At 70.2% G+C, this 26,543-nt stretch carries 19 protein-coding genes; 12 read left to right on the forward strand and 7 right to left on the reverse strand.

The features are described from left to right. Positions 1–62: 62 nt before the first annotated feature. Complete coding sequence (locus ABD844_RS50740; RefSeq protein ID WP_344896678.1) at positions 63–1,592, forward strand: glycoside hydrolase family 10-like protein; 1,530 nt, start codon at positions 63–65, stop codon at positions 1,590–1,592. A gap of 213 nt (positions 1,593–1,805) precedes the next feature. On the opposite strand, the gene ABD844_RS50745 is transcribed toward ABD844_RS50740, so the two are convergent. Continuing rightward, entirely contained in the window at positions 1,806–2,453 is a 648-nt protein-coding gene (locus ABD844_RS50745; RefSeq protein WP_344896681.1) for an FHA domain-containing protein, read from the reverse strand. Between the two features lie 181 nt (positions 2,454–2,634). On the opposite strand from ABD844_RS50745, the gene ABD844_RS50750 reads away from it, so the two are divergent. The 5 genes from ABD844_RS50750 (at position 2,635) to ABD844_RS50770 (ending at position 12,472) form a co-directional block, all read left to right on the forward strand. Beyond that, a complete protein-coding gene (locus ABD844_RS50750; RefSeq protein WP_344896684.1) occupies positions 2,635–3,756 on the forward strand; it encodes a citrate/2-methylcitrate synthase in 1,122 nt (373 codons plus the stop codon). A 3-nt stretch (positions 3,757–3,759) separates the two neighbouring features. After that, positions 3,760–4,062, forward strand: a complete 303-nt coding sequence (locus ABD844_RS50755) for a DUF3017 domain-containing protein (RefSeq protein ID WP_344896687.1) — start codon at positions 3,760–3,762, stop codon at positions 4,060–4,062. 53 nt (positions 4,063–4,115) lie between these two features. Continuing rightward, positions 4,116–5,333 carry an NADP-dependent isocitrate dehydrogenase gene (locus ABD844_RS50760; RefSeq protein WP_344896690.1) on the forward strand — a complete coding sequence of 406 codons (1,218 nt, stop codon included), beginning with the start codon at positions 4,116–4,118 and terminating at the stop codon, positions 5,331–5,333. A gap of 442 nt (positions 5,334–5,775) precedes the next feature. Next, the gene (locus tag ABD844_RS50765) at positions 5,776–11,247 is read left to right on the forward strand and encodes an ATP-binding protein (protein WP_344896693.1); all 5,472 of its coding nucleotides are present in this window, start codon (positions 5,776–5,778) and stop codon (positions 11,245–11,247) included. A gap of 196 nt (positions 11,248–11,443) precedes the next feature. Then, complete coding sequence (locus tag ABD844_RS50770; RefSeq protein ID WP_344896696.1) at positions 11,444–12,472, forward strand: polysaccharide deacetylase family protein; 1,029 nt, start codon at positions 11,444–11,446, stop codon at positions 12,470–12,472. A 39-nt stretch (positions 12,473–12,511) separates the two neighbouring features. On the opposite strand, the gene ABD844_RS50775 is transcribed toward ABD844_RS50770, so the two are convergent. Beyond that, positions 12,512–13,651, reverse strand: a complete 1,140-nt coding sequence (locus ABD844_RS50775) for a saccharopine dehydrogenase family protein (RefSeq protein WP_344896699.1) — start codon at positions 13,649–13,651, stop codon at positions 12,512–12,514. 159 nt (positions 13,652–13,810) lie between these two features. Between ABD844_RS50775 and ABD844_RS50780 the strand changes: the two genes are divergently transcribed. Both ABD844_RS50780 and ABD844_RS50785 read left to right on the forward strand, forming a co-directional pair. Then, complete coding sequence (locus tag ABD844_RS50780) at positions 13,811–15,913, forward strand: serine/threonine-protein kinase (RefSeq protein WP_344896702.1); 2,103 nt, start codon at positions 13,811–13,813, stop codon at positions 15,911–15,913. A 58-nt stretch (positions 15,914–15,971) separates the two neighbouring features. Further along, positions 15,972–16,970 (forward strand): malate dehydrogenase, encoded by a 999-nt coding sequence (locus ABD844_RS50785; RefSeq protein ID WP_344896705.1) that lies wholly within the window; start codon positions 15,972–15,974, stop codon positions 16,968–16,970. A 335-nt stretch (positions 16,971–17,305) separates the two neighbouring features. On the opposite strand, the gene galE is transcribed toward ABD844_RS50785, so the two are convergent. Next, on the reverse strand, positions 17,306–18,253 hold the full coding sequence (gene galE, locus ABD844_RS50790; protein WP_344896708.1) for a UDP-glucose 4-epimerase GalE: 948 nt from the start codon (positions 18,251–18,253) through the stop codon (positions 17,306–17,308). An 86-nt stretch (positions 18,254–18,339) separates the two neighbouring features. Here galE and ABD844_RS50795 point away from each other — a divergent pair, with 86 nt between their 5' ends. Continuing rightward, positions 18,340–19,653 carry a hemolysin family protein gene (locus tag ABD844_RS50795; RefSeq protein ID WP_344896711.1) on the forward strand — a complete coding sequence of 438 codons (1,314 nt, stop codon included), beginning with the start codon at positions 18,340–18,342 and terminating at the stop codon, positions 19,651–19,653. 14 nt (positions 19,654–19,667) lie between these two features. Then, a complete protein-coding gene (trpS, locus tag ABD844_RS50800; protein WP_344896714.1) occupies positions 19,668–20,672 on the forward strand; it encodes a tryptophan--tRNA ligase in 1,005 nt (334 codons plus the stop codon). 72 nt (positions 20,673–20,744) lie between these two features. Here trpS and ABD844_RS50805 read toward each other — a convergent pair whose 3' ends face one another. Both ABD844_RS50805 and ABD844_RS50810 read right to left on the reverse strand, forming a co-directional pair. Further along, on the reverse strand, positions 20,745–20,939 hold the full coding sequence (locus ABD844_RS50805; protein ID WP_344896717.1) for a hypothetical protein: 195 nt from the start codon (positions 20,937–20,939) through the stop codon (positions 20,745–20,747). Positions 20,940–21,065: 126 nt separating this feature from the next. Next, positions 21,066–22,256: a helix-turn-helix domain-containing protein gene (locus tag ABD844_RS50810; RefSeq protein ID WP_344896720.1), complete on the reverse strand. Its 1,191-nt coding sequence runs from the start codon at positions 22,254–22,256 to the stop codon at positions 21,066–21,068. Positions 22,257–22,550: 294 nt separating this feature from the next. On the opposite strand from ABD844_RS50810, the gene ABD844_RS50815 reads away from it, so the two are divergent. Further along, positions 22,551–23,477 (forward strand): YihY/virulence factor BrkB family protein, encoded by a 927-nt coding sequence (locus tag ABD844_RS50815; RefSeq protein WP_344896723.1) that lies wholly within the window; start codon positions 22,551–22,553, stop codon positions 23,475–23,477. Here ABD844_RS50815 and ABD844_RS50820 read toward each other — a convergent pair. Then, positions 23,466–24,605 (reverse strand): D-alanyl-D-alanine carboxypeptidase family protein, encoded by a 1,140-nt coding sequence (locus ABD844_RS50820; protein ID WP_344896726.1) that lies wholly within the window; start codon positions 24,603–24,605, stop codon positions 23,466–23,468. The genes ABD844_RS50815 and ABD844_RS50820 overlap by 12 nt on opposite strands. 83 nt (positions 24,606–24,688) lie before the next feature. Here ABD844_RS50820 and ABD844_RS50825 point away from each other — a divergent pair, with 83 nt between their 5' ends. After that, the gene (locus ABD844_RS50825) at positions 24,689–24,913 is read left to right on the forward strand and encodes an SCO4848 family membrane protein (protein WP_344896730.1); all 225 of its coding nucleotides are present in this window, start codon (positions 24,689–24,691) and stop codon (positions 24,911–24,913) included. Here ABD844_RS50825 and ABD844_RS50830 read toward each other — a convergent pair. Then, complete coding sequence (locus ABD844_RS50830) at positions 24,885–26,237, reverse strand: peptide ligase PGM1-related protein (protein WP_344896733.1); 1,353 nt, start codon at positions 26,235–26,237, stop codon at positions 24,885–24,887. The genes ABD844_RS50825 and ABD844_RS50830 overlap by 29 nt on opposite strands. Positions 26,238–26,543 lie beyond the last annotated feature (306 nt).

Below are 26,543 nucleotides of genomic sequence, written 5' to 3' on the forward strand. Positions count from 1 at the left end.
TCTGAAGGTAATTTTCTGTCATCGTCGCCCTCGATACAACCACTTCCGAGAGGCCACCCCCCATGCCCAGCAGAAGGACTCTCCTGAAGGGTCTCGCTCTCGCGACCGCCGCTTCCGCCGTCCCGCTGCCCGCCTTAGCGCAGGCCCAGTACGTTCCGCCGCTGCGCCAGATGCGCGGTATGTGGATCGCGTCCGTGGTCAACATCAACTGGCCGTCCAAGCCCGGGCTGAGCGCCGAGGAGCAGAAGGCGGAGTATCTCGCCTGGCTGGACGTGGCCGTGCAACGCGGGCTCAACTCGGTGTTCGTGCAGATCAGGCCGACCGCGGACGCGTTCTGGCCGTCACCGTTCGAGCCGTGGTCACAGTATCTGACGGGCACCCAGGGGCAGGACCCCGGCTACGACCCCCTCGGCTTCGCCGTGGCCGAGACGCACAAGCGCGGCCTGGCCTTCCACGCCTGGTTCAACCCGTACCGCGTCTCGATGCAGGCCGACCCGGCCAAGCTGCACCCCGACCACCCCGGACGCAAGCACCCCGACTGGATCCTGCCGTTCGGCGGCAAGCTCTACTACAACCCCGGCCTGCCCGAGGTGCGCGCGTTCTGCCAGGACGCCATGATGGACGCGGTCACCCGCTACGACATCGACGGCCTGCACTTCGACGACTACTTCTACCCCACCAACACCACGGCCTTCGACGACGCCGAGGAGTTCGCCAAATACGGCGCCGGTTTCCCCGACCTGGCCGCCTGGCGGCGTAACAACGTCGACCTCATGGTCCAGGAGATGCAGGCGCGCGTGCTGGCGGCCAAGCCCGAGATCGCCTGGGGCATCAGCCCCTCGGGCATCTGGCGCAACAAGGGCACCGACCCGCTCGGCTCCGACACCAACGGCGGCCAGTCGTACGACAGCCTGCACGCCGACACCCGCGGCTGGGTCAAGAAGGGCTGGCTCGACTACATCGCGCCGCAGCTCTACTGGTACATCGGGCAGCCGCCGGCCGACTACTCCAAGCTCGTGCCCTGGTGGTCGGACGTCGCGAGCGGCACGAAGACGCTGCTGTGGATCGGGCAGGCCGCGTACAAGGCGGGCGACCCCGCCCAGGCCGCCGAGTGGCAGGCGCCGGGCGAACTGTCCAGGCACCTGACGCTCAACCGCGACCACCCCGAGATCGGCGGCGACATCTGGTACAACGCCAACGACGTCAAGGTGGACAGGATCGGCTCGATCAGCACCGCGGTCGCCGACCACTACCAGCGGCCCGCGCTCGCGCCCGTGCTGCCGCGCCTGGCCGGTGGTGAGCCGCCCAGGCGGCCCGTGGTGGCGTACGCGCTGCGCCGCGACGGCGGGGTCGAGGTGCGGGCGGTGGCCACCGGCAGGGACGAACCCTTCCTCTTCGCCGTCTTCCGCTTCGACCGGAACGCGGGCTCCGGAGAGTTCGCCGACGCCCGCAACCTGGTCGCGGTCGTGCCGGGCGACCGGCAGGTGCGCTGGACCGACCCCGACGGCAAGCGCGGCCACCACTACTACGTGGTCGCGGTCGACCGGGCCAACCGCACCAGCAAGCCCAGCAACGGTTTCCGCGTGATCTGACCACGCGCCGCGTGTTCGGCACCCGTGCGGGGTGATCCGAGAGCGCGCTACGCCTGCCCGCGTCGCGGGCCGATCTCCCGGCCCGCGACGAGCGCGGCATAGCGCTGCTCGGACGCCTGCCGCCGCTCGCCACCGTGCCCGCGCGGGCACGGTGGACGTCCAGGTCCCGACGCTGCCGGAACCCCTCGCCGAAGCCCCGGTCGCGATCCTGTGCTAAGAAGCCCTGCGCCCAGCGGCCGAAGCCTGCTCGGCCGAGGCTCCCGACGACCTCTGTGGCGGAACCACGGGGGTCGGCCGCACCAGACCGAGCGCGACGACCTCGTTGGCCAGCCGCGTGCGCCGGTTGGTGCCCTCGGGAATCCTGAACTTCTGGTAGAGCCGCAGCAGATGCTGCTTGACCGCGGCCTCGGTCACGACCAGGTCGTCGGCGATCTCGCGTGCGGTCGCCGGGGCGACGAACGCCTCGTCCGACAGCGCCGGCCGGCAGAGCGAGGTCAGCACGTCGACCTCGCGTCTGGTCAGCTCGGGTGCGGCCGCCCTGCGCAGCTCGACCTCGGGGGTGAAGTCCTCACGGGGGACTCCACCGATGCGACCCCGTGCCGCGCCGAAGGAGACGACGTCGCCGTCGTCGAGGACCCTCCGGGCGATCGGCCTGCCGTTCACCCGCGTGCCGTTCCTGGACAACCCCAGGTCTACGACGTACAGGTAGGGTCCTCGTCTGATGAACTCGGCATGGAGTCGAGACACGCTGGGATCGGTGAGCCGGATGTCAACACCCCGGCCTCGCCCGACCGTCGTGATCTCGGGGCGCAACGGGACCACCTCGCCAGTGTCCTCGATGCGTATGAACGGCCCCTCCACGGCAGTTCCTCCCCAGGTAGCCCGCCGTAACTATTACTACAGCTCCGGCTTACCCAACCGAGGGGATGCGGAATCTCCTTTGCCGAAAGGAGAATCCGGCGTGAAATTGGTCTGGACCTTTGCGGTCGGTTTTGCCTGCTCACGGGTAGACTTCGGACGAAGATAAGCGGAGGAAACACTCATGGCGGACAAGCCCACGAAAGGTCTGGCCGATGTCGTCGCGGCGTCCACCGCGCTGAGCGACATCGACGGAAAGGCCGGTCGCCTCTTCTACCGTGGATACGACATCCACGACCTGGCCGGCCGAGCGACGTTCGAGGAGACCGCACACCTGCTTCAGCGTGGCAAGCTGCCCACCCGCTCCCAGCTCGACGCCTACGGCGAGGAACTGGCGCGGGGCTGGGAGCTGGGCACCCTGGTGTCCGTGAACATCGCCGAGATCGCCGAGAAGCAGGAGCCCATGGAGGCGCTGCGCTCGCTGGTCTCGCTGTCGGGCGCGGACGATCCGGACAAGGACTCCATCGCCCCCGAGGCCAATCTGCGCAAGGCGGCCCGCCTGGTGGCCCAGCAGCCGCTGCTGGTCGCCCGCTACCAGGCCGCCCGCACCGGCGGCACCGCTCCCGAGCCCGATCCGTCGCAGAGCATCGCCGCGAACTTCCTGCTCCAGGTCACCGGTCGCACTCCCGACCCCCGTGAGGTCGAGATCTTCGACGAGTGCCTGGTGCTGCACGCCGACCACACCATGAACGCCTCCACCTTCGCCGCCCGGGTCTGCGCCGCGACGCTGTCGGACATGCACTCCGCCATCGTCGCCGCCATCGGCACCCTGAAGGGCCCGCTGCACGGCGGGGCGAACGAGCAGGTCATGAAGACGCTGGAGTCGTTGTCGCCGAGCGGCGTGGCCCAGGCCGTACGCGACAAGCTGGCCGCGGGCGAGAAGATCATGGGCTTCGGGCACCGCGTCTACAAGACCGAGGACCCGCGGGCGACCCACCTGCGCAGGATGTCGGCCGAACTCGGCGAGGCCACCGGCGACGACACGTATTACCGGATGTCCAAGGAGATGGAGGAGGTCGTCTTCGCGACAAAAGGTCTCTATCCGAACGTCGATTTCTACGCCGCCTCCGTCTACCACTACCTTGGCATCCCGACCGATCTGTTCACGCCGGTCTTCTCCGTCAGCCGTATGTCCGGGTGGACCGCTCACGTCATCGAGCAGCACGCGGACAACCGGTTGATCCGCCCCGACAGTGAGTACATCGGTGAGACCGACCAGAAGTGGAAGCCGATAGAAGAGCGTTGAGTGTTGAGCCGACAAGGGACTGACCGCGAGACCTGGGGGCCGTACCCGCTGATCCTGGTGGGTGCGGCTGTCGGCGTGCTCGTGATCTTCATCGCGGACCCGCGCTGGGGCGGGTTCGCGCTGGGCGCCGTCATCATGATCGCCGCCGCGCTGCGCTTCGCCGGCTACGGCGGGCAGCTCGCCCTCAGGGGCAAGAAGAGCGACGTCATCACGCTGTCCGCGTTCGGGTTCGTGATGGTGCTGACCTCGCTCCTGCTTTACAACAACGGGCTCAAGGCATTGATCCTGTCCCTTTTCGCACCGTGACAGACCGGTCCGATAGCCTCAACGCATCCATTCATTGAAGGGGAACCATTCGCATGCCCAAGATCAAGGTGGAGGGCCCCGTCGTCGAGCTTGACGGCGACGAGATGACCCGGATCATCTGGCAGTTCATCAAGGACCAGTTGATCCTTCCCTACCTCGACGTCGACCTGAAGTACTACGACCTCGGCATCGAGCACCGGGACGCCACGGACGACCAGGTCACCATCGACGCCGCGAACGCCATCAGAAAGTACGGCGTCGGTGTGAAGTGCGCCACCATCACCCCTGACGAGGCGCGTGTCGAGGAGTTCGGCCTCAAGAAGATGTGGAAGTCCCCCAACGGGACCATCCGCAACATCCTCGGTGGCGTGATCTTCCGCGAGCCGATCATCATGTCGAACGTGCCGCGGCTCGTCCCCGGGTGGACCAAGCCGATCGTCGTCGGCCGTCACGCCTTCGGCGACCAGTACCGCGCCACCGACCTGAAGATCCCCGGCGAGGGCACGCTGACCCTGACGTACACCCCCAAGGACGGCTCCGAGCCGATCGAGCTCGACGTGTACGACTTCCCCGGCAGCGGCGTCGCGATGGCGATGTACAACCTCGACGAGTCGATCCGCGACTTCGCCCGCGCCTCCATGCGGTACGGCCTCAACCGCAACTACCCCGTCTACCTCTCCACGAAGAACACGATCCTCAAGGCGTACGACGGCCGCTTCAAGGACATCTTCGCCGAGGTCTACGAGAGCGAGTTCAAGGCCGACTTCGAGAAGGCCGGCCTGATCTACGAGCACCGCCTCATCGACGACATGGTCGCCGCGGCGCTGAAGTGGGAGGGCGGCTACGTCTGGGCCGCGAAGAACTACGACGGCGACGTCCAGTCCGACACGGTCGCCCAGGGCTTCGGCTCGCTCGGCCTGATGACCTCGGTGCTGATGACCCCCGACGGCCGCACCGTCGAGGCCGAGGCCGCGCACGGCACCGTGACCCGTCACTACCGCCAGCACCAGCAGGGCAAGCCCACCTCCACCAACCCCATCGCGTCGATCTTCGCGTGGACGCGCGGCCTGGCCCACCGGGGCAAGCTCGACGACACCCCCGCGGTGATCGACTTCGCCACCAAGCTGGAGGAGGTCTGCGTCGAGACCGTCGAGGGCGGTCAGATGACCAAGGACCTCGCGCTCCTCGTCGGCGGCGACGCCAAGTGGCTCACCACGCAGGACTTCCTGGGGGCGCTCGACGAGAACCTCAAGAAGAAGATGTCGGCCTAGCCGTCGTCGAACACGGCCTCTACCTGCGGTTACCGCGTATGGTAGGGGCCGTCTCGCATGCCGGGCCCGCCTTGTGGGCCTGTGGGCCGTCACAGGCCCCCTGCGGGGCCTGAGCGGGCCTTGAGCGGCTTGCGAGCGGGGCCGCGCAGGCTCGGAGCGGGTCCGAACGGGCTCGGGGCGGGCTCGGGGCGGGTGCGGTGCACGTGCCCGGCCGCTCGGCATGGCGGACGTCTTTTGGGCGTTTTCCACAAATGAGGCCGGGTAGCGTGCGCTGTCTGCGACATGCCGCTGACGGTCGGCAGAGGGCAGAGTGAAGATTGCCATGGGCCGCCGTGCCGCGTCTCGCGGGTCGCGCGGCCAGGCTGGCTCCACAAGGTTGGTCTGCAGAGGTAGGTCTACGGGGTCGATCCACCGGGTCGGTCCAACGGGAGGGCTCGTTCGGGTGTTCAGTCGTGTCGCCATCGTCAACCGTGGTGAGGCCGCCATGCGGCTCATCCACGCAGTACGGGACCTCGCCGCGGAGACCGGGACGCGGATGGAGACCGTAGCCCTGTACACCGACGTCGACCGGACGGCCACGTTCGTCAGGGAAGCGGACGTGTCCTACTGCCTCGGTCCGGCCGCGGCGCGCCCGTACCTCGATCTTGAGGTGCTGGAGCGCGCGCTGGTGGAGACCGGGGCCGACGCCGCGTGGGTGGGCTGGGGCTTCGTCGCCGAGGATCCGGCCTTCGCGGAGCTGTGCGAGAGGATCGGCGTCACCTTCGTCGGGCCGAGCCCGGAGGCCATGCGCAGACTCGGCGACAAGATCGGCTCGAAGCTGATCGCCGAGGAGGTCGGTGTGCCGGTCGCGCCGTGGAGCCGTGGCGCGGTCGAGACCCTCGAGGCCGCCGTGACGGTGGCGGGCGAGATCGGCTACCCGCTGATGCTGAAGGCGACCGCGGGCGGCGGCGGGCGCGGCATCCGCGTGATCGCCAACGAGGCCGAGCTGACCGACGCCTACGAGCGCACCAGGCAGGAGGCCGAGCGGGCGTTCGGCAGCGGCGTCGTGTTCCTGGAGCGCCTGGTCACCGGCGCCCGGCACGTCGAGGTCCAGGTGATCGCCGACGGTGCGGGCACCGCGTGGGCGCTCGGCGTGCGCGACTGCTCGCTGCAGCGGCGCAACCAGAAGGTCGTCGAGGAGTCGGCCTCGCCCGTGCTCAGCCCCGCGCAGGCGGCCGAGCTGAAGGCGTCGGCCGAACGGCTGGCCGTGGCGGTCGGCTACAGCGGCGCGGCGACCGTCGAGTTCCTCTACCATCCGGGCGACAAGCTGTTCGCGTTCCTGGAGGTCAACACCCGGCTGCAGGTCGAGCACCCGATCACCGAGTGCACCACCGGGTTCGACCTGGTCAAGGCGCAGCTCCGGGTGGCCTCCGGCGGCCGGCTCGACGGCGTGCCGCCGGTGGAGCGCGGGCACGCCATCGAGGCCCGGCTGAACGCCGAGGACCCCGACAGGGACTTCGCGCCCGCCCCTGGCCGCATCGTCCGGCTCGACCTGCCCGCCGGGCCGGGGATCCGCGTCGACACCGGCGTCAGCGTGGGCGACACCATCCCTGCCGACTTCGACTCGATGATCGCGAAGATCGTCGCCTACGGCCGCGACCGCGACGAGGCGCTCGGTCGGCTGCGCCGGGCCATGGCGCAGACGACCGTGGTCATCGAGGGCGGCGCGACCAACAAGAGCTTCGTGCTCGACCTGCTCGACCAGCCCGAGGCGATCGACGCCAGCGCGGACACCGGCTGGATCGACCGCGTCCGCGGCGAGGACAGGCTCGTCACGCACCGCCACTCCGGGGTCGCGCTGGCCGCCGCCGCCATCGAGGCGTACGAGGAGGAGGAGCGCGCCGAGCGGCAGCGGCTGCTGTCGACGGCGTTCGGCGGACGCCCGCAGGTGCAGCACAAGAGCAGCCGGCCGCTCGACCTCAAGCTGCGCGGCGTCGGCTACCGCGTACGGGTCGCGCGGGTCGGCGCGACCCGGTTCCGCGTCGGCGTCGAGACGGGTGACGGCCCTCGCACCGCCGACGTCGAGCTCGACCGCTTCGACCGGCACACCGGGCAGATCACCGTCAACGGCAGCCGATACCGCCTGCTCACCGGCGCGCACGGGCCCATACTCCTGGTCGAGGTGGACGGCGTGGCGCACCGGGTCGGCCGCGACGAGGGCGGCGTCGTCCGCTCGCCCGCCCCGGCGCTGGTCGTCGCCACGCCGCTGGAGGTGGGGGCCGAGGTCGAGGCGGGCGCTCCGGTGCTGGTGCTGGAGAGCATGAAGATGGAGACGGTGCTGCGGGCGCCGTTCAGGGCACGGCTGAAGGAATGCGCCGTTTCCGTGGGCAGCCAGGTGGAGACCGGTGCGCCGCTGCTGCGGCTGGAGCCGCTGGCCGACGCCGCCGCCGAGGCGGAGGAGAGCACGGCCGCCGGGGCCGTCCCGCTCGACCTGCCCATCGCGCAGGCGACGGTTCCGGCGTGGCGCCGGGCCACGCGCGGCCAGGAAGACCTGCGCGGCCTGCTGCTGGGCTTCGACCTCGACCCGCACGACGAACGCCGGGTGCTCGACGACTACCTCGCCGCGCGCCAGTCGGTCATCGAGACCGGTCACCGGCCGCTCGCCGAGGAGATCGCGCTCATCGAGGTGTTCGCCGACCTCACCGAGCTGAGCCGCAACCGGCCGGCGGGCGACGACAGCGGCGGCGGCGACGCTCACGTGCACAGCCCGCGCGAATACTTCCACACCTACCTGCAGAGCCTCGACGTCGAGCGGGCCGGGCTGCCGAAGACGTTCCAGGCCAGGCTGGCCAAGGTGCTCACGCACTACGGCGTCGCCGAGCTGGAGCGCTCGGGCGAGCTGGAGTCCGCCGTCTTCCGGATCTTCCTGGCCCAGCAGCGCGCGTCCGCCGACGCCGCGATCGTCGCGACGTTGCTGCGCGCCTGGCTGCGGGAGCCGCCGCCGGACGAGGCGCTGCGCGAGCCCGCCGGCCTCGCGCTCGAACGCCTCCTCGCCGCCACGCAGGTCCGCTTCCCCGTCGTCTCCGACCTCGCCAGGGGCGTGGTGTACGCCTGGTTCGGCCAGCCGCTGCTGCGCCGCAACCGCGCCCGCGTCTACGCCAACGTCCGCAGGCACCTGCGCCACCTCGACGCCCACCCCGACTCGCCCGACCGCGCCGAGCGCGTCGCCGAGATGGTACGCAGCACCGAGCCGCTGGTACGCCTGCTCGGCCAGCGCCTCGTCCGCGACCACCTGGACAACGCGATCATGCTGGAGGTGCTGACCAGGCGCTACTACGGCAACAAGGAGCTCGTCGCCGTCCGCACCAGCGAGGTCGCGGGCTGCACGTTCGTGATCGCCGAGCGGGCGGGCTCGTGCGTGGTCTCCACCGCCGTGAGCATCGAGACGCTGGGCGGCGCGCTGCGCGGGCTGGCCGAGCTGGCCGCGGGCGAGGAGGCCGTCGACGCCGACATCTACCTCCTCTGGGAAGGGCAGCCGGCGGACTCCGACGCGATGGCCGCCGCGCTGCACGAGATCGTGAGCGCGCACCCGCTGCCCGGCCAGGTCCGCAGGATCACCGCCACCGTCGCAGGACGCGGCGGGGCGGTCATGCACCACCACTTCACCTTCCGCCCGTCGGAGACCGGGATGGCCGAGGAACGGCTGATCCGCGGCCTGCACCCGTACATCGCGCAGCGCATGCAGATGGAGCGGCTGAGCAAGTTCGACCTCACCCGGCTCCCGTCGTCTGACGAGGAGGTCTACCTCTTCCAGTGCGTGGCCAGGGAGAACCCGTCCGACGACCGCCTCGTCGCGTTCGCCCAGGTGCGCGACCTGACCGAGCTGCGTGAGCACGACGGCAGGCTGGTCGCGCTGCCCACGGCGGAGGACGCCGTCGCCGCCTGCGTCGACGCGATCCGCATCGCCCAGGCGCGGCGGCCGTCGAGACGCCTCAACACCAACCGCATCGTGGTCTACGTCTGGCCGCCCAGCAACATCACCCGGTCGGAGATCGAGATGATCGCCCGGCGCGTGCTGCCCGCGACCGCGGGCGCCGGGCTGGAGGAGACCCTGTTCATCGCCAGGCAGCGCGACAGGGAGACCGGCGAGCTGACCAAGATCGCCGTACGCATCGCGCTCGACGCCACCGGCGGCACCGAACTGACCATCGGCGAGCCGTCGATCGAGCCGATCGAGCCGCTGGACGACTACCGCCAGAAGGTGCTGCGCGCGCGGAGCCGCAACACGGTCTACCCGTACGAGCTGACCGGCCTGCTCGGCGACTTCGTCGAGCACGACCTCGACGCCGGCCACGCGCTGGTCCCGGTCGACCGGCCGAAGGGGCGCAACACCGCGGCGCTCGTCGCGGGCGTGGTCACCACGCCGACCCCGCGGCACCCGGCGGGCGTCAGCAGGGTCGTGCTGCTCGGCGACCCGACGAAGTCGCTCGGCGCGCTGTCGGAGCCGGAGTGCCGCCGGGTGATCGCGGCGCTCGACCTGGCCGAGCGGATGCGGGTGCCGCTGGAGTGGTACGCGCTGTCCGCCGGCGCCCGCATCTCGATGGAGTCGGGCACCGAGAACATGGACTGGGTGGCCGCCGCGCTCAAGCGCATCGTGGAGTTCACCCAGGACGGCGGCGAGATCAACGTCGTGGTCGCGGGCATCAACGTCGGCGCGCAGCCGTACTGGAACGCCGAGGCGACCATGCTCATGCACACCAAGGGCATCCTGGTCATGACGCCCGACTCGGCGATGGTGCTCACAGGCAAGCAGTCGCTCGACTTCTCGGGCGGCGTGTCGGCCGAGGACAACTTCGGCATCGGCGGCTACGACCGGGTGATGGGCCCGAACGGGCAGGCCCACTACTGGGCCCCCAACCTGACCGCCGCCCGCGACGTGCTGATGGCGCACTACGACCACACCTACGTCGCACCCGGCGAGGACGCACCGCGGCGGGCGATGACGACCGACCCCGTCGACCGCGACGTCACCGGCTTCCCGCACGCCATGGAGGGCAGCGACTTCACCACCGTCGGCGAGATCTTCTCCAGCGTGTCCAACCCCGACCGCAAGAAGCCGTTCGACATCCGCACGGTGATGCGGGCGCTGTCCGACCAGGACCACATGGTGCTGGAGCGCTGGGCGGGCATGGCCGACGCGGAGACCGCGGTGGTGCAGGACGTGCACCTCGGCGGCATGCCCGTGTGCCTGCTCGGCATCGAGTCCCGCGCGGTCCCGCGGCGCGGCTTCCCGCCCACCGACGGCCCCGACACCTACACCGCGGGCACGCTGTTCCCGCGCTCGTCGAAGAAGGCCGCGCGGGCGATCAACGCGGCCAGCGGCAACCGGCCGCTGGTGGTGCTGGCGAACCTGTCGGGCTTCGACGGCTCGCCGGAGTCGATGCGCAAGCTCCAACTGGAGTACGGGGCGGAGATCGGCCGCGCGATCGTGAACTTCCGCGGGCCCATCGTGTTCTGCGTGATCTCGCGCTACCACGGCGGCGCGTTCGTGGTGTTCTCCAAGGCGCTGAACCCGAACATGACCGTGCTCGCGCTGGAGGGCTCGTTCGCCTCGGTGCTCGGCGGCGCGCCGGCCGCCGCGGTGGTGTTCTCCGGCGACGTCAACGCCCGTACCGCGGCCGATCCGCGGGTCCAGGAGCTGGAGGCCAGGGTCGCGGCGGCCTCGGGCACCGGCAGGGCGGCGTTGACCGCGGAGCTGGACGAGCTGCGGTCGTCGGTCCGCGCGGAGAAGCTGGGCGAGGTGGCCGCGGAGTTCGACCGGGTGCACGACATCCGGCGGGCGGTCGAGGTCGGCTCCGTCGACGCCGTCATCCGCGCCGCCGAACTCCGTCCGCGGATCATCGAGGCCATCGAGTCCGGCCTGCGCCCGAAGTAGGGCGCCGACCCCCCTCGGCGTGACGTCCGGGGCGGCCCTCGTCGTACGGGGGCCGCCTCCAGGACGCACGCCGCCCCGGCGTGGAGGGCCGCTGCGGCGGCGTTTTCCCATGTCTTGACGATCTCGCGGCGTGGCGCAGTTGATCACCTGGGTATGAGCCCCCTCGCAACAGTCGTACGTGTCTCGGGGGGTTAGGATGCGACTGCGTATTTTGAGTGGGCTGGGGGCGCTCACCACCGCCGCCATCCTGACGGGCTGCGGCTCTCAGTCCGACACCGCCAAGCTGACGGACAACAAGGTCGACGCCGCGGCCAGGCTCAAGGCGACCAAGGCCGCCAAGGTGAAGGCCGCCGCCAGCGTCAAGGCCAACGAGCTCGGGCAGATCCCGGTGCTCATGTTCCACCGCATCGTGGCCAAGCCGCAGACGACGGACGACCGGTCGCCGCAGCAGTTCAGGGCCGACCTGGAGCGGCTGGTCCGGGAGGACTACGTGCCGATCACCGCCGCCGAGATGGTGGTCGGCAAGATCGACATCCCGGCCGGGAAGCATCCCGTGGTGCTGACGTTCGACGACTCGTCACCGTCGCAGCTCACCCTGAACGAGATGGGCGTCCCGCAGAAGGACACCGCGGTGGCGATACTCAAGGAGGTGGCCGCCGCGCATCCGGGCTGGAAGCCGAAGGCCACCTTCTACGTGACGCGCGACATGTTCGGCAAGACCGTCCGCGAGGAGCAGGCGCAGACGCTGCTCTGGCTCAAGGACAACGGCTTCGAGATCGGCAACCACACCCGCGACCACCTCAACCTGCGGGGCCGCCCGGAGAAGGAGGTCGAGGAGCAGATCGGCTCGATCGGCAAGGAGATCGCCGCCCTGGCCTACATCAAGCCCACCACCATCGCCCTGCCGTACGGCAACCAGCCCAGCAAGAAGGACTGGGCGCTGCGTGGCAAGGACTACCACCACCTGGGCGCGTTCCTGGCCGGTTACACGCCCGCGGCGGCGCCGTTCAGCAAGGCGTTCGACCCGGCGGGGATCCCGCGGATCAAGGTCATGGAGAAGAAGGGCGACTGCGCCCAGTTCTGCTCGGCGGCGTGGCTGGACTGGCTCAAGAACAACCCGGACATGCGTTACACGTCCGACGGCGACGTGCGCACGGTGGCCTATCCGAAGTTCAAGGCCCCGTACCTGCGTAAGGCGTTCACCACGTGGAGCCTGCCCTACTGAGCGCGCCTCGTCCGGGCGGGGGAGGGCGGCGGGGCGGGATCAGGACCTGTCGGCGAAGGTCAGGCCCGCCCGGTGCAGGCGGTCGATCAGCGGCCGTCCCATCGCCGAGGCCGTCGTGAGCTGCCCGGCCCGGTCGGGGACGGCGTCGAAGGCCAGGCAGAGGGCCGACTCCGCGAGCATCTTGGCCGACTCGTCGTAGCCGGGGTCGCCGCCCGCCACCTCCGTGACCACGCGCTGGCCCCCGCCCTCGCCCAGGAACGTGACCTTGAACCAGTTCCTGGCCCGCCGCTCCGGCGACGGCCCCTCGCCGGGCCCGAGGCGGCCCTCGGCCCAGCGGCGCGCGGGCGGGACCTGGGCGAGCGCCGCGAGCAGGCCCACGCCGGCCACGGTCGCCAGCGCCGCGGGAAGGGTACGGACCGCGTAGTGCTGCCGGTAGGTGAAGTCGGGGCCGTAGCGGTCGAGCAGCCGGGCGGAGTAGCCGACGATCAGCGGGTCGATGGTGGGCATCGGCAGGGCCCAGCCGCCCACGTGACGCAGGCCGCCGGGCAGGGAGCTGACCCTGCGTCCCCGGGGCCTGGGCTCGGCGGAACGGCGCTGCGTGCCCTGCCCCACCGTCTCCCTGGCACGGCCGAGCGCGGACAGCACGGTGGCCAGCGTGCCGCCCGACGGCCGCCCGTTCCCCCGTACGAAGCCGCTGACCTTGAGCGGGACGCCCTCCGGGAGCCGGGTGACGGTGTACAGGACGCCGAGGTCGTACGGGATGGAGTCGAAGCCGCAGGCGTGCACGAGCTTGGCCCCGCTCCTCGCCGCCCGGTCGTGGTAGCGGACGTACACGCGGTCCACGAACTCGGGCTCGCCCGTCAGGTCGAGGTAGTGGGTGCCCGCGTCGGCGCAGGCGGCGACGAGCGGCTCGCCGTACCGGACGTACGGGCCGACGGTGGTCGCCAGCACCCGCGTACGGCGGGCGAGGTCCGCCAGGGAGGCCGGGTCGGCGGCGTCGGCGACCAGGACCGGCACGTCCAGCCCGAGCCGCTCCACCAGCCGTTCGAGCTTGGCCCGGTCGCGCCCGGCCACCGCCCACCGGGTGCCGGGGCCGGCCTCGCGGGCGAGGTAGGCGGCCGTGAGCGCGCCGGTGAACCCGGTGGCGCCGAAGAGCACGATGTCGTGGAGGCGATCCATGATCAGAGCCTCTCCGCTCGCGTCCCGGGGACGCAAGTGCCCGGTACCGGCGCCGAAAGAGGCGAACCCGTGACGTGCCTAACCCTCAACCGATTCCTGAGAAGTTGCTGAGCGTCGTAAAGTTTGCGTCGATGGGTTCTGTACACGTGGGGATGACGTATGCCGCAGATCTCGCCGCTGGTCACCGGCGATCCCACCGAGCTGGGGTCCTTCCGGCTGTCCGGACGGATCGGGGAGGGCGGCCAGGGGATCGTCTACCTGGGGGTCAACGACCAGGATGAGCGGGCCGCGATCAAGCTCCTGCACGTCAAGTTCAGCGGTGACACGATCGCCAGGTCGCGCTTCGCCCGAGAGCTGAAGGCGGCGCAGCGGGTCGCGTCGTTCTGCACCGCCCGGGTCATGGAGGCCGATCTCGACGGCGACACGCCGTACATCGCCAGCGAGTACATCGACGGCCGGCCGCTGCGGGAGATCATCGAGACCGACGGGCCGCTCACCGGCACGGTGCTCGACCGGCTGGCCATCGGCACCGCCACCGCGCTCACCGCGATCCACCACGCCTCGATCGTGCATCGCGACTTCAAGCCCGACAACGTGCTGATCGCCGCCGACGGGCCGCGCGTGGTCGACTTCGGGATCGCCCGCATCATCGACTCCACCGGCACGATCACCAGCCGGGCGATCGGCACCCCCGCCTACATGGCGCCCGAGCAGATCGCCGGCGACGACATCGGGCCCTACACCGACGTGTTCTCGTGGGGCGCCACCATCACCTTCGCGGCCACGGGGACGGTCGCCTTCGAGGGCAAGTCGATCGCGGTCGTGCTCAACCGGATCCTTAACCACGAGGTCGACGTCGGCATGATGCACGAGCCGCTGCGCAGCGTGGTGCGCTCGGCGCTGGCCAAGTCGCCGGCCGAGCGGCCTTCCGCCGACCAGATCCTGCTGCGGCTGCTGGGGCAGTCGTCCACGGTCAACGCCTCCACGGCGGTGCTCACCCGGGGCGTCCAGTTGGCCGGTGACGACACCACGCCGTTCACCAGGGTGTCGGCCGGGTCGATCACCGACCAGCCGGGCCGGCGGGGCTCGTCCGTGGTGCCGCCGTCGCCGTCCCAGACCGGTGGCACGGGCGGGGCGACGGCCGGACAGGGCACCGAGGCGGGTGCCGCGGCCCCGCAGGACCACCGTACGACCGGGCAGCCCGCTACGGGCCACCAGACGGGCGGCCAGCACACCACGGGCCACACGACTGGGCAGCAGGCCGTCGAGCAGCACGTGACCGGTCAGGACGCCGTCACGGCGGCGAGCGGCCCGAGCCATCCCGCCGCGACGGCGCCGCCCGGCGGTGTGCCGTACCAGGCGACCGAGTCCGGCGCGCCCGCGCGGCGCAGGCGGCTGAAGGTGTGGCTGACGCTGCTGACCGCCCTCGTGCTGACCGCCGTCGCGGTGATCACGCTGTTAGTGAACGGCTGGCGTCCCGTGACCCTCGGCGGCATGGTCGGCCCGACCGTCGGCCCGACCGGGCCCGAGCCGAGCTTCGCGACGGTGGTGGACAAGGTCGCCCGCACCGGGAAGATCGTGATCGGCGTCAAGGGCGACCTGCCGGGCGTCGGGCTGCAGAACGGTGACGACTTCCAGGGCTTCGACGTCGAGATCGCCAAACGCATCGCGGAGGGGCTGGGGGCGACGGACGTCTCCTTCGTCAGGGTGGGCCGCGACGACCGGGCCACCTCCCTGGCAGATGGCCAGGTCGACCTGGTCCTGGCCACCTACTCGATCGACAGGAGCGAGACCCAGTTCGCCGGGCCTTACTACCTGGCGCACCAGGACGTCCTGGTGCGGGCGGGCGGCGGCGTGGAGAAGCTCGGCGACCTGAAGGGCAAGAAGATCTGCGCGCCCAACAGCCCGTCGGTCGGCGCGGTCCAGGACCGGGTGAAGGTCGAGCCGTACGCCGCCAGCGACTACGCCGCCTGCATGGACCTGCTCAGGTCCGGCGAGGTGGACGCGGTGCCGGGTGACGATCTCATCCTGGCCGGGTTCGCGGCCAGGGAGAACGCCCGCTACAAGATCCTCGGGGCCAGGCTCACCAACGAGCGCTACGCGGTCGGGATCAAGGACGGCGACGTGAAGACCTGCAAGGCGGTGTCCGGCGTGATCGCCGACCTCTACGCCACGGGGGTCGTCCAGAAGCTGCTGACCAGCCAGTTCGGGAACGTGGACTTCGAGGAGGAGCTGAAGGTGCCCGCGATGGAAAATTGCTGATGACATGCGGGTAACATCCCCAACGTCAATGATTCACGCTGCGAGTTAGGGGAAGGCCATGGCGTCGTCAGCCACTGCGCCCGTCAAGGTGCCCGTCAATGTGACCGTCACCGGAGCCGCCGGCCAGATCGGCTACGCGTTGCTGTTCCGCATCGCGTCGGGGCAGCTCCTCGGCGCCGACACACCGGTCAAGCTCAGGCTGCTGGAGATCCCCGCCGCGGTGAAGGCGGCCGAGGGCACGGCGATGGAGCTGGACGACTGCGCGTTCCCGCTGCTGTCCGGCATCGAGATCACCGACGACCCTGACGTCGCGTTCGCCGGCGCGAACGTCGCGCTGCTGGTCGGCGCGATGCCGCGGAAGGCCGGGATGGAGCGCGGCGACCTGCTCGGCGCCAACGGCGGGATCTTCGGCCCGCAGGGCAAGGCGATCAACGACCACGCCGCCGACGACATCAAGGTCCTGGTCGTGGGCAACCCGGCCAACACCAACGCGCTCATCGCCCAGCGGAACGCGCCCGACGTGCCGGCCGACCGCTTCACCGCGATGACCAGGCTCGACCACAACCGCGCGCTGTCCCAGCTCGCCGCCAAGCTCCAGGTCCCGGTCACCGAGATCAAGAAGATGACGATCTGGGGCAACCACTCCGCCACCCAGTACCCCGACCTGTTCCACGCGGAGGTGGGCGGCAAGGTCGCGGCCGAGCAGGTCGACGCCGAGTGGCTGCGTGAGACCTTCATCCCGACGGTGGCCAAGCGCGGCGCCGCCATCATCGAGGCGCGCGGCGCCTCCTCGGCGGCCTCGGCCGCCAACGCGGCGATCGACCACGTCCACGACTGGGTCAACGGCACCGAGTGGACCTCCGCGGCCGTGGTCTCCGACGGCTCCTACGGCGTGCCCGAGGGCCTCATCTCGTCCTTCCCGGTACGCGCGGCGGACGGCAGGTTCGAGATCATCCAGGGCCTCGAGATCGACGCCTTCTCCCGCGAGCGCATCGACGCCAGCGTGCGCGAGCTGGAGGAGGAGCGCCAGGCGGTCAGCGACCTCGGCCTCATCTGAGCACGCCGCTCCATCTGAGCACGCCGCTCCATCTGAGCACGCCGATTCGCGCCCCCGTCTCTCGTCGAGGCGGGGGCGCGTCCGCGTTCATGGGCCATCTCTGGCCAGTGTTCATGGGGCCACCTCTGGACAGTGCGGCGTCGCCCCTCCTGGGAACCCATGCGGGCAGGACGTCGGTTGCCCGGCGGGCGCGGGCTGGGAGGTCGCGAAGATCACGCCGGCTGCGGCCAGGAGGCTGCCCACCATGATCAGCGCACCGAAGACCAGCTTCGTGACCCTTGGTGAAAAGCTCCTCACATTTCGGTATCACAGCACATATTTCCTCGCCGCAGGGCTCATTTGCCAGAAAGCGCTCCCCAGGCGTCGGAAACGATGTCGTGCAGCGACGCCCGCTCGGCCTTCCATCCCAGGTCACGCTGGATCCTGGCGGACGAGGCCACCAGCACGGCCGGATCGCCGGGACGCCGGTCGCCGACCACGGCCGGGATCTCGTGCCCGGTGACCTCGCGGCAGACCGAGATCACCTCCTGCACGGAGAAGCCGGTGCCGTTGCCCAGGTTGTAGACCTTGTGCTCGCCGGGCGTGGTGGCCTCCAGGGCCAGCAGGTGGGCCCTGGCCAGGTCGGCGACGTGGATGTAGTCGCGGACGCAGGTGCCGTCGGGCGTGGGGTAGTCGGTGCCGAACACGCTCACCGACTCGCGCTCGCCGGTCGCGACCTTGAGCACGTTCGGGATGAGGTGGGTCTCGACGGTGTGCCGCTCGCGGTAGCGGCCGTAGGCGCCGGCCACGTTGAAGTAGCGCAGGCTCACCGCGCCCAGGCCGCGCTGCCCGGCGTACGCGCTGAGCGCGGTGTCCACGGCCAGCTTGGTGGCGCCGTACGGGTTGGTCGGCCGGGTCGGGTCGCCCTCCTCGATCGGGGAGCGCTCGGGCTCGCCGTACGTGGCCGCCGTCGAGGAGAACACGATCCGGTCCACCCCGTGCTCGCGCATCGCGTCGAGCAGCGCCAGCGTGCCGCCCAGGTTGTTGGCCCAGTAGAGGTCCGGCTGCTGCACCGACTCGCCCACCAGCGACTTGGCCGCGAAGTGCAGCACCGCGTGCACGCCGTCGAGCGCCTGCCCCGCCTCGGTGATGCCCGCCCGGACGAACCGGGCGCCCTCCGGCACGGCGTCCTTATGCCCGGTCGACAGGTCGTCGAGTACGGTCACTTCGTGCCCGGCCTCGATGAGCTGCGCCGCGACCACACTGCCGATGTATCCGGCCCCTCCGGTGACCAAGAGCTTCACGTGTACTCCTGTGTAAATATGTTTGATTTTGTACGGCTTGCCGTTCAGCATACGCGGGAAAACCCACGAGTACGCTGCCAACCACCATGTTTGACACCCTCGCGGCGAACATCGCCCTGGTCCTGCTGTTCATTCTGATCGGGGGCTTCTTCGCCGCCGCCGAGATGGCGATGGTCTCCCTGCGGGAGAGCCAGGTCCGCAAGCTCTCGCGGCTCGGCCGGCGCGGCGAGCGCGTGGCCAAGCTGGCCCGCGACCCCAACAGGTTCCTGTCGGCCGTGCAGATCGGCGTGACCGTGGCCACCATGTTGTCGGCCGCCTTCGGCGCCGACCGGCTGGGCGCGCAGTTCGCGCCCGCGCTGGAGGGCTGGGGGGTGCCGAGGGGAGTGGCGCCCGTGCTCGCGCTCGTGCTGGTGACGCTGGCGATCTCGTACGTGTCGCTGGTGCTCGGGGAGTTGGCGCCCAAGCGGCTGGCGCTGCAGCGGGCCGAGGGGCTCTCGCTGTTCGTGGCCCCGTTCCTCGACCGGATCGCCTCCCTGTCACGGCCGATCATCTGGATGCTGTCCAAGTCCTCCGACGGCGTGGTCAGGCTGCTCGGCGGCAACCCGGCGGCCGACCGGGAGGAGGTCACCACCGAGGAGCTTCGCGACATGGTGGTCGGGCACACCGACCTGACCGCCGACGAGCGCAAGCTCATCGGCGAGGTCTTCGCCGCCGGGAAGCGGCAGCTCAGGGAGGTGATGCTGCCGCGTACGGAGGTGGAGTTCATGGAGGCCGACACGCCGCTGGACCAGGCCGCCCGGCTGGCCGCCGCGCTCCCGCACTCCCGCTTCCCTGTCTACCGCGAGTCGTACGACGAGGTGGTGGGCTTCGTGCACGTACGCGACCTGCTGGCGCCTGAGCTGGCCGGGCGTACCGAGCCGATGAGCGCGGTCGTCCCGATCCGGGCCGCCAAGTTCGTGCCCGCCTCCAAACGCCTGCTCAGCACGCTCAACGAGATGCGCGACGAGGGCCAGCACCTGGCCATCGTGGTCGACGAGTACGGCGGCACGGCCGGCATCGTCACCATGGAGGACCTCGTCGAAGAGCTGATCGGCGACATCAGGGACGAGTACGACGTCGAGGAGGACGTCGTCGTCCTGCCCGCGGGCGAGATCGAGATCGACGGCCTGACCAACCTCAACGACTTCGCCACCGAGACCGGCATCCGCCTGCCCGACGGCCCCTACGAGACGCTGGCGGGCTTCGTCATGGCCATGCTGGGGCACGTCCCCGCGGTGGGGGAGCGGGTGGAGTTCTCCGGCTTCGAGCTGACCGTGACCGAGCTGGACGGCCGGCGGATCGCCAGGGTCAGGGTGAAACGCCGTCCGGTCGTCGAGTCGCCCCCCGAGCTGGATTCCTGACACAATTGCCAGCTATGGCCAGACCTCGTGTACTCTCCGGCATCCAGCCCACGGCAGACTCCTTCCACCTGGGCAACTACCTGGGTGCGGTCCGCCAGTGGGTCACGCTGCAGGAGACCCACGACGCGTTCTACTGCGTGGTCGATCTGCACGCGATCACCGTGCCGACCGAGCCCGCCGCGCTGCGCCGCCGCACCCGCGTCGCCGCGGCCCAGCTCTTCGCCGCCGGGCTCGACCCCGAGCGGTCCACCGTCTTCGTGCAGTCGCACGTACGCGAGCACACCGAGCTGGCCTGGATCCTGATCTGCCTCACCGGCATGGGCGAGGCGGCCAGGATGACCCAGTTCAAGGACAAGTCGGCCAAGTTCGGGGAGAGCGCGGCCAGCGTCGGCCTGTTCACCTACCCGATCCTGCAGGCCGCCGACATCCTGATCTACCAGGCCAACCGGGTGCCGGTCGGGGCCGACCAGAAGCAGCACCTCGAGCTCACCCGCGACCTGGGTCAGCGCTTCAACCACCGCTTCGGTGACACGTTCACGCTGCCGGAGCCGTACATCCTCAAGGAGGTCGAGAAGATCACCGACCTCCAGGACCCGACGGCGAAGATGTCGAAGTCGTCCTCCAGCCCGGCGGGCATCCTCGACGTGCTGGAGCAGCCAGGCCCGCTGCGCAAGAAGGTCATGCGGGCGGTCACCGACACCGGCTCCGAGGTGCTCTTCGACGAGGAGAACAAGCCCGGCATCTCCAACCTGCTGCGCATCCAGTCCGCGCTGACCGGGACGTCCATCCCCGAGCTGGTGACCCGCTACGAGGGTCAGGGCTACGGCACGTTCAAGAAAGACGTGGCGGAGGCCGTGGTCGAGGCGTTCTCGCCGATCCGGGAGCGCACGGAGAAGCTGCTGTCCGACGAGGCCGAGCTCGACCGCCTGCTGGCGATCGGCGCCGAGCGCGCGTCGGCGGTGGCCAGGGAGACCATGGCGCGGGTGCGCGACAGGGTCGGCTTCCTGCCCAAGCTCTGACGTCCCGAAGCTCGTGGGCCGGGCACGCCTTTGGGTGTGTCCGGCCCTTCTCGCCTCGGTGGGCGGGCCCGCTCAGCTCCCGCGGCTCACCCGGTGCACGCGCAGGATGGCGCGCAGGGCCGCCAGGCTGGGCCTGGTGAGCCGGGTCTTGTCGTGGACGGCCGTCCAGCCGGAACGGTCTCGTTCGAAGGACCACCCAGGGAACTCGCGGGTGGCCTCCTCCATCAGACGTTCCATGACGAAATCAGCACTGGGCGCTCTGGTCATGAACGCAGAGTGGCATCCAGATGCCTGAGTGTGACGAACTCGGGCGCAGGAACTCCGTGTTCGCCGCGCCCGAACTCTGAGTTCGCCCAGATGGGGCGGCTCCGGTGGGGTGCTCGGACGCGGGGCTCAGATGGGGATGTCGTGCCGTTCGGCGAGATGGCGCACCTCGGGGGCCCAGGACGGCCGTGCCCGCCGCGCCAGCGACCTGACCATCTCCCGCAGCAGCAGCTTGTGGTCCAGCTCCTCCGGGCTCTCCCGCTCGATGCGCAGTAGGTGGAGCAGGCTGGCGGCGTCGTCGCCGAGGTCCTCGCAGGCGCGGGCCACCTGGGCGAGGTGCGTGGTGCGCCGCTCGATGGACGGCGTGCGGCGCAGGTCGATGTCGTCGGCGATGTGCAGCACCGCCTCGGGGTGGCCGGTGTCGTTCTCGATGCTGGCCATGTGGATGGCGACGTTGGTGGGGCCGAAGAAGGCCAGGTCGTAGACGTCCGAGCCGTCCTGGACGCGTTCGGCGAGCCGGGCGGCGGGGCCGCGTACCCGCTCCTTGGCCTGGTCGTCGTCGCCCATGCGGGCCTCGGCGATCGCGGCGAGCAGGTGCAGCGCGCCGAGCGCCTTGATGTGGCGGTCGTCGCCGTCCCTGGTGTGCGGCTCCAGGAACTCGAGGCCGCGCCGCGCGACGTCGTAGGCGATCTGGTGCATGTCGTCGGACAGCATCGACTGCCCCAGGTTCCAGTGCGCCCACGCGATCATCAGCGGGTCGGCCGACTCCTCGGCGAAGCGCATCGCCCGGTCGGCCGCGAGGTGGGCCAGGTCCACCCGCCGCAGGTGCTTCAGCACCCCCCTGGCCAGCAGGTACGCGTCCGTCGCCACGGTGAGGGCGCGCGGCGTGGGCGTCAGCGCCAGGCTCTCGGCGCCGGTGATCAGCGACGGCAGCGCGCTCATGAGGATCGAGTAGCGCCAGGCCGAGGTGAACCAGGCGTTGCGCGCGGCCGTCACCCGTTCGGCGAGCTGGTCGGCGTCGGGCGGCTCGATGTCGGTCACCAGCGAACGGCACGTGAACAGGGCCCGCTCGATGTCGCTGATCTGCGGCCTGCTGGGCTCGTGGGAGTCGCGCGGGGTCTCTCCTAACAGCACCGCGGTACGCACGCCGAGCACTTTGGCGATCTCCCGCAGGAGGGGGAGCGAGGGGGTTCGCTTGCCGTGCTCGATCAGCTCGATGTGCCTGGGGGTGCAGCCGGACTGTGTGGCCAGCGCGGTGGTGCTCATTCCCCGCCGCTCGCGCTGAAGCCTGACCATCTGCCCGGTGCTGATTTCGGCCATGGGCCTGACGCCTCCTGGATCGGTCGCAACACCCCACAGGCTAGGGCTCTCGAAGTCCGCCTGTACTGGTTTCCGCCCTGCTCAGAGAGCACGAGGAGGGGAGCGGCGAGCCGGTGACAGAGCAGGCAATCCGAACGTTGCTCGCATTTCCGGTCAGACCATTGGCGTGAACAGGCTGTCCCCGAGCTCCCGGTGACGCCGCGCCGGTGCGGCGGGCGGTTGCGTCACCGCGGCCGGGCGACGCGTGATCGTCGTCCCGGGCTCAGGGTAGGAGGCCCCCGGGAAGTGGGTGTGATGGCGAGTTTGACGGAACGCGTCGCGTCGGTGAGGGCCTGGGGCCGTGCCGGGCTGGAGCGCTGGCGGGTCCGCAGACCGTCGCTCGACCATCTGCTCAGGGCGGTCCAGCGCTACGAGGTCCAGTCGGGTGACCGGCTGGCGGGTGCGGTGACCTACTTCGCGTTCCTGTCGTTCTTCCCGCTGGTGGCGCTGTCGTACGCGGTGCTCGGGTTCACGGTGGCGACCAGCGAGACCACCCGGCACGCCCTGCAGACGGCCATCGAGGAACGACTGCCGGGCATCGCCGCCCAGCTCCCCCTCGAGAACATCGCCAGGACCAAGGAGACCGCCGGGATCATCGGCCTGCTCGGTCTCCTCTACGCCGGGCTCGGCGCGCTCGACGTCCTGCGCGGGGCGCTGCGCGAGATGTCGATGATCACCACGCCGCCGTTCGGCTTCTTCCTCGGCAAGCTGCGCGACCTGGCCTCGCTGATCCTGCTCGGCGTGACGGCGATCAGCTCCGTGCTGGTCGCCGGGTTCGCCACGACCGCCACGGACAAGGTCATGGACGTCGTGCTCGGCGGCGGGTCCGTACTGGGCAACCTCGGGCTTCGTGCGCTGGGGGTGGCGGCCAGCGTGGGGGCCGACTGGGTGCTGTTCGTGATCCTGCTGGGCTGGGTGGCCGGGCCGATCCGGCCGTTCCGGGTGATCGCCAAGGGGGCGCTGCTGGGCGCGCTCGGGTTCGGGGTGCTCAAGCAGGTGGCGACGCTGCTGCTGGCGACCACGCTGGGCAACCCGCTCTACGGCACGTTCGCGGTGATCGTCGGGCTGCTCGTCTGGATCAACTTCTCGGCCAGGCTCGTGCTCTTCGTGGCCGCCTGGACGGCGACCGCCGGCCTCGGCCCGCCGCCGTCCCCGTCACCGCTCCCGCCGTCAGGTGCTTGAGCGGCGGCGCCTGCGGCGGATGCCGAACCCGAGCCAGAGCAGCCCGAACAGCAGCCCACCGCCGATCACCAGCGAGCCGACCATCCTGGTGTCGTCGGTCTGCTTGGCGGCGGCGGCGCCGAGCAGCGGCGGCTGCGCGGCGGGCGTGACCGAGGCCGCGCCGGACGCGCCCGGCGCGGGCGAGCCCCCAGGACGCTGCTGGGACGCGGCCAGCCCTCCGGCCGGTACCGGGTCCACGAGCTGTCCGACCGGGGTGACCTTGCCCCGTACCGAGAAGCCCCAGTCGAGCAGCGAGGCCACCTCGTCCCAGAAGAAGCCCTCGTGCCGCATGATGCTCACCACGATCGTGTGGCCGCCGCGGGTGGCCGCGCCGACGAAGCTGGCCTGGGCCTTGGACGTCCAGCCGTTCTTGACGCCGACCATGCCCTCGTAGCGCCAGAGCAGCTTGTTGTGGTTGCTGATCTCGTAGTGGCCCTTGGGCGCCGGGAACTTGGCGGTCTTCGTGCTGATGTAGCGCTTGAAGTCGGGGTTGGCCAGGCCGGCGCGGGCGATCAGCGCCAGGTCGTACGCGGAGCTGCTCTGTCCTGGCTCGTCCAGCCCGCTGGGCGTCTTGGCCACGGTGTCGTACGCCTGCAGCCGCTTGGCCTCGGCGTTCATGTCACTCATGGTCTTGGGGACGCCGCCGTTCGTCTCGGCCAGCGCCATGGCGGCGTCGTTGCCCGACGACATCATCAGCGCCTTGAACAGGTCGTCGACCTTGTAAGTCACCTTGGGCGTCAGCCCGACCGCGCTGCCCTCCTGGTTGCAGGCGTTCTGGCTGGGCCGGACCTTGCGCTCCTTGTCGAGCTTCTGGATGAGCGTGAGCGCGGTCAGCGTCTTGAGCGTGCTGGCCGGCAGGTAACGCCCGTGCGCGTCCTTCGCGGCGAGCACCTGACCCGTGTCGGCGTCCGCGATGACGTACGAAGTAGCCTTGCTCTTGGGCGGCTTTTTGACGCCTTCGGGGGCGACCAGGCCGCGGCTGCCCAGCGCCTTGCCGCCGACCGGCGTCGTCGGTTCGGCGTGTGCGGTCGCGCCGGTGAGCGCGACCGAGGCGATGAGTGCCGTGACCGGCACGAGTTTCGTCCACATGGCGATCTCAGCGTAGCTCCGTGTTAATGCCCATGTGGCGACACATCCCCCGAAGATCCACCTTCGATGCTAGAGAGGCACATGTGTCACGAAAGATCGCCGGATTCCTCATCATCTTGGGCGCATTCATGATCTTCGAGTGGGTGAACCTGGGGTTTAACTTGGCCGACGGGCATCCGACCAGCTTCTACGTGGTGCACGGCATCCTGATCGCGGTGAACGTCGTCCTCGCCGTCGTACTGGCGATCATCGGCTGGCGGGGCCTGCGCGAGTCGTCGGTCAAGGGCCGCAAAGGAGACGCCGGGTGAGCGCGTGCAGCTCGTCGGCCTCCTCGCGGGAGTCGCCGATCGAGGTGAAGCCCAGCTTGCCGTGCTCGGGGATGGCGCCGAGCAGGTGGAACACGTTGCCGGTACGCCGCCCCGAGTCGAACCCGATCCCGAGCCGCTCGGCCGTCCGCATCACCTCGCCGGGGGCCCGCCCGCGCAGGCAGGCGGCGGCGCAGTTGTCCGTCGCGGTGTAGTACTTCGGCTGGTCGCCGGACATGAGCAGACCGGTGGCCGGATCGTACGTGGCCCCGGTCGTCAGCATGGCCGCGCCCAACGGGTGTGTGGTGCCGCCGATCCGCAGGTTGATCTCGCACAGCAGGGCCGCGTAACCGGCGTCGGCCTTCAGGGCGAAGAAGTCCATCCCGAAGACGCCGACCACGCCCCGATCCGCGAGCACCTGCGCGATCCGGCCGGCCGAGGCCCCCACCTCGGCCCGGTACTCGGGGGCGGCCGGGAACGTGCAGCCCTGGTAGACGTGCCCGTTGGGACCGCCGAGCACCTGGTCGTGCGTGGCCATGACCTGCGCGTGCCCGCCGGGCGTGATCCGCGCCAGCGCGCTCGGGTGGTAGAGCGGGTGGTGCTCGATGAACTCCTCGACCACGGCGCCCCGCTCCCGGATCTTCGCGGTGAAGCTGCCCCAGGTCTCTCCCGCCGCGGAGAAGCTGGTCAGTGACCTGTCGGTCTTCGTGACGATCGCGTTGCCGAGGCCCGAGTATCCGTCGTTCAGCTTGACGATCACCCGTTCGCCCGGCAGCGCCTCGATGGCCTCCTCGATCTGCAGCGCCGAGTGCACGTCGGCGAAACCGCGCGGCATCGGCACCTCGGCCTCGTGTCCCACCTCGCGGGAGCCGCTCTTGGAGCCGTAATAGGAAAGGGACGTCGCGGGCCCGTAGAGGGGGACGCCGAGCAGCGAGGCGAGTTCCTCCTCCAACTCGCTCAGCACGAACGGCACCAGCCAGGCGTCGCCGTCGATCGCCGAACGTAACCGCTCGACGGCGTCGGGACGGTCGAGCAGGGCCCTGGTCAACGGCTGAGACCAGGGGTCGTCGAGGCTGATCAGCGTCAGACGCTTGGCGGCGTCGTCCGGATCCGGCAGGAACGAGACGTAGTAGTCGACGATGTCGGGGTCGATCGGCGCGGAGGTGAGGTAGACCACCTTGACCCTGGGTTCTCGCAGCGTGAGCAGCAAGAACAGCATGCGTTCCTCGTACGATCTGGCTCCGGTGATCCGGCGGAGCTCATCCTGCGGAAGGGAGAGCGAGGGCACGACCACCAGGGTCCCCTCGCCCGGCTCGAAGATGCTCAACCCAGCATACTTCTCCCCGAACGGGATATTAGTGATCATATAGCGAGTGAAGCACGCATTCTTCTCAAAAGCAGCCATCGCTAGAGTGTGATGACCATGGCGGAAGGTGACAGGATTCGGAATCGCTGACCACGTTTGAACTGGCAGCATCGGGTCACGATCTCCTGATCCCTTCGGACTATTTCCGGGTCACCCGCGCAGGTCCGGAGCACCGAAACCCGAGGTTACGGCCATGCCGTCGGCTATCTTTTTGGTTAGTAGAGGTTCTGCGGGTCAGCGGAGAGATAGAGTCGAGTAACCGTCGGG

Source organism: Nonomuraea antimicrobica, from assembly GCF_039536965.1.
Taxonomy (GTDB): Bacteria; Actinomycetota; Actinomycetes; order Streptosporangiales; family Streptosporangiaceae; genus Nonomuraea; species Nonomuraea antimicrobica.

Bases quoted from the DNA above. Each gene is read 5' to 3' on its own strand.
- ABD844_RS50760 (WP_344896690.1), top strand. From the start codon at position 4,116: ATGCCCAAGATCAAGGTGGAGGGCCCCGTCGTCGAGCTTGACGGCGAC.
- ABD844_RS50810 (WP_344896720.1), bottom strand. From the start codon at position 22,256: ATGGCCGAAATCAGCACCGGGCAGATGGTCAGGCTTCAGCGCGAGCGG.
- ABD844_RS50815 (WP_344896723.1), top strand. From the start codon at position 22,551: ATGGCGAGTTTGACGGAACGCGTCGCGTCGGTGAGGGCCTGGGGCCGT.
- ABD844_RS50785 (WP_344896705.1), top strand. From the start codon at position 15,972: ATGGCGTCGTCAGCCACTGCGCCCGTCAAGGTGCCCGTCAATGTGACC.
- ABD844_RS50740 (WP_344896678.1), top strand. From the start codon at position 63: ATGCCCAGCAGAAGGACTCTCCTGAAGGGTCTCGCTCTCGCGACCGCC.
- ABD844_RS50780 (WP_344896702.1), top strand. From the start codon at position 13,811: ATGCCGCAGATCTCGCCGCTGGTCACCGGCGATCCCACCGAGCTGGGG.
- ABD844_RS50820 (WP_344896726.1), bottom strand. From the start codon at position 24,605: ATGTGGACGAAACTCGTGCCGGTCACGGCACTCATCGCCTCGGTCGCG.
- ABD844_RS50770 (WP_344896696.1), top strand. From the start codon at position 11,444: ATGCGACTGCGTATTTTGAGTGGGCTGGGGGCGCTCACCACCGCCGCC.
- ABD844_RS50805 (WP_344896717.1), bottom strand. From the start codon at position 20,939: ATGACCAGAGCGCCCAGTGCTGATTTCGTCATGGAACGTCTGATGGAG.
- trpS (WP_344896714.1), top strand. From the start codon at position 19,668: ATGGCCAGACCTCGTGTACTCTCCGGCATCCAGCCCACGGCAGACTCC.
- ABD844_RS50795 (WP_344896711.1), top strand. From the start codon at position 18,340: ATGTTTGACACCCTCGCGGCGAACATCGCCCTGGTCCTGCTGTTCATT.
- ABD844_RS50775 (WP_344896699.1), bottom strand. From the start codon at position 13,651: ATGGATCGCCTCCACGACATCGTGCTCTTCGGCGCCACCGGGTTCACC.
- ABD844_RS50750 (WP_344896684.1), top strand. From the start codon at position 2,635: ATGGCGGACAAGCCCACGAAAGGTCTGGCCGATGTCGTCGCGGCGTCC.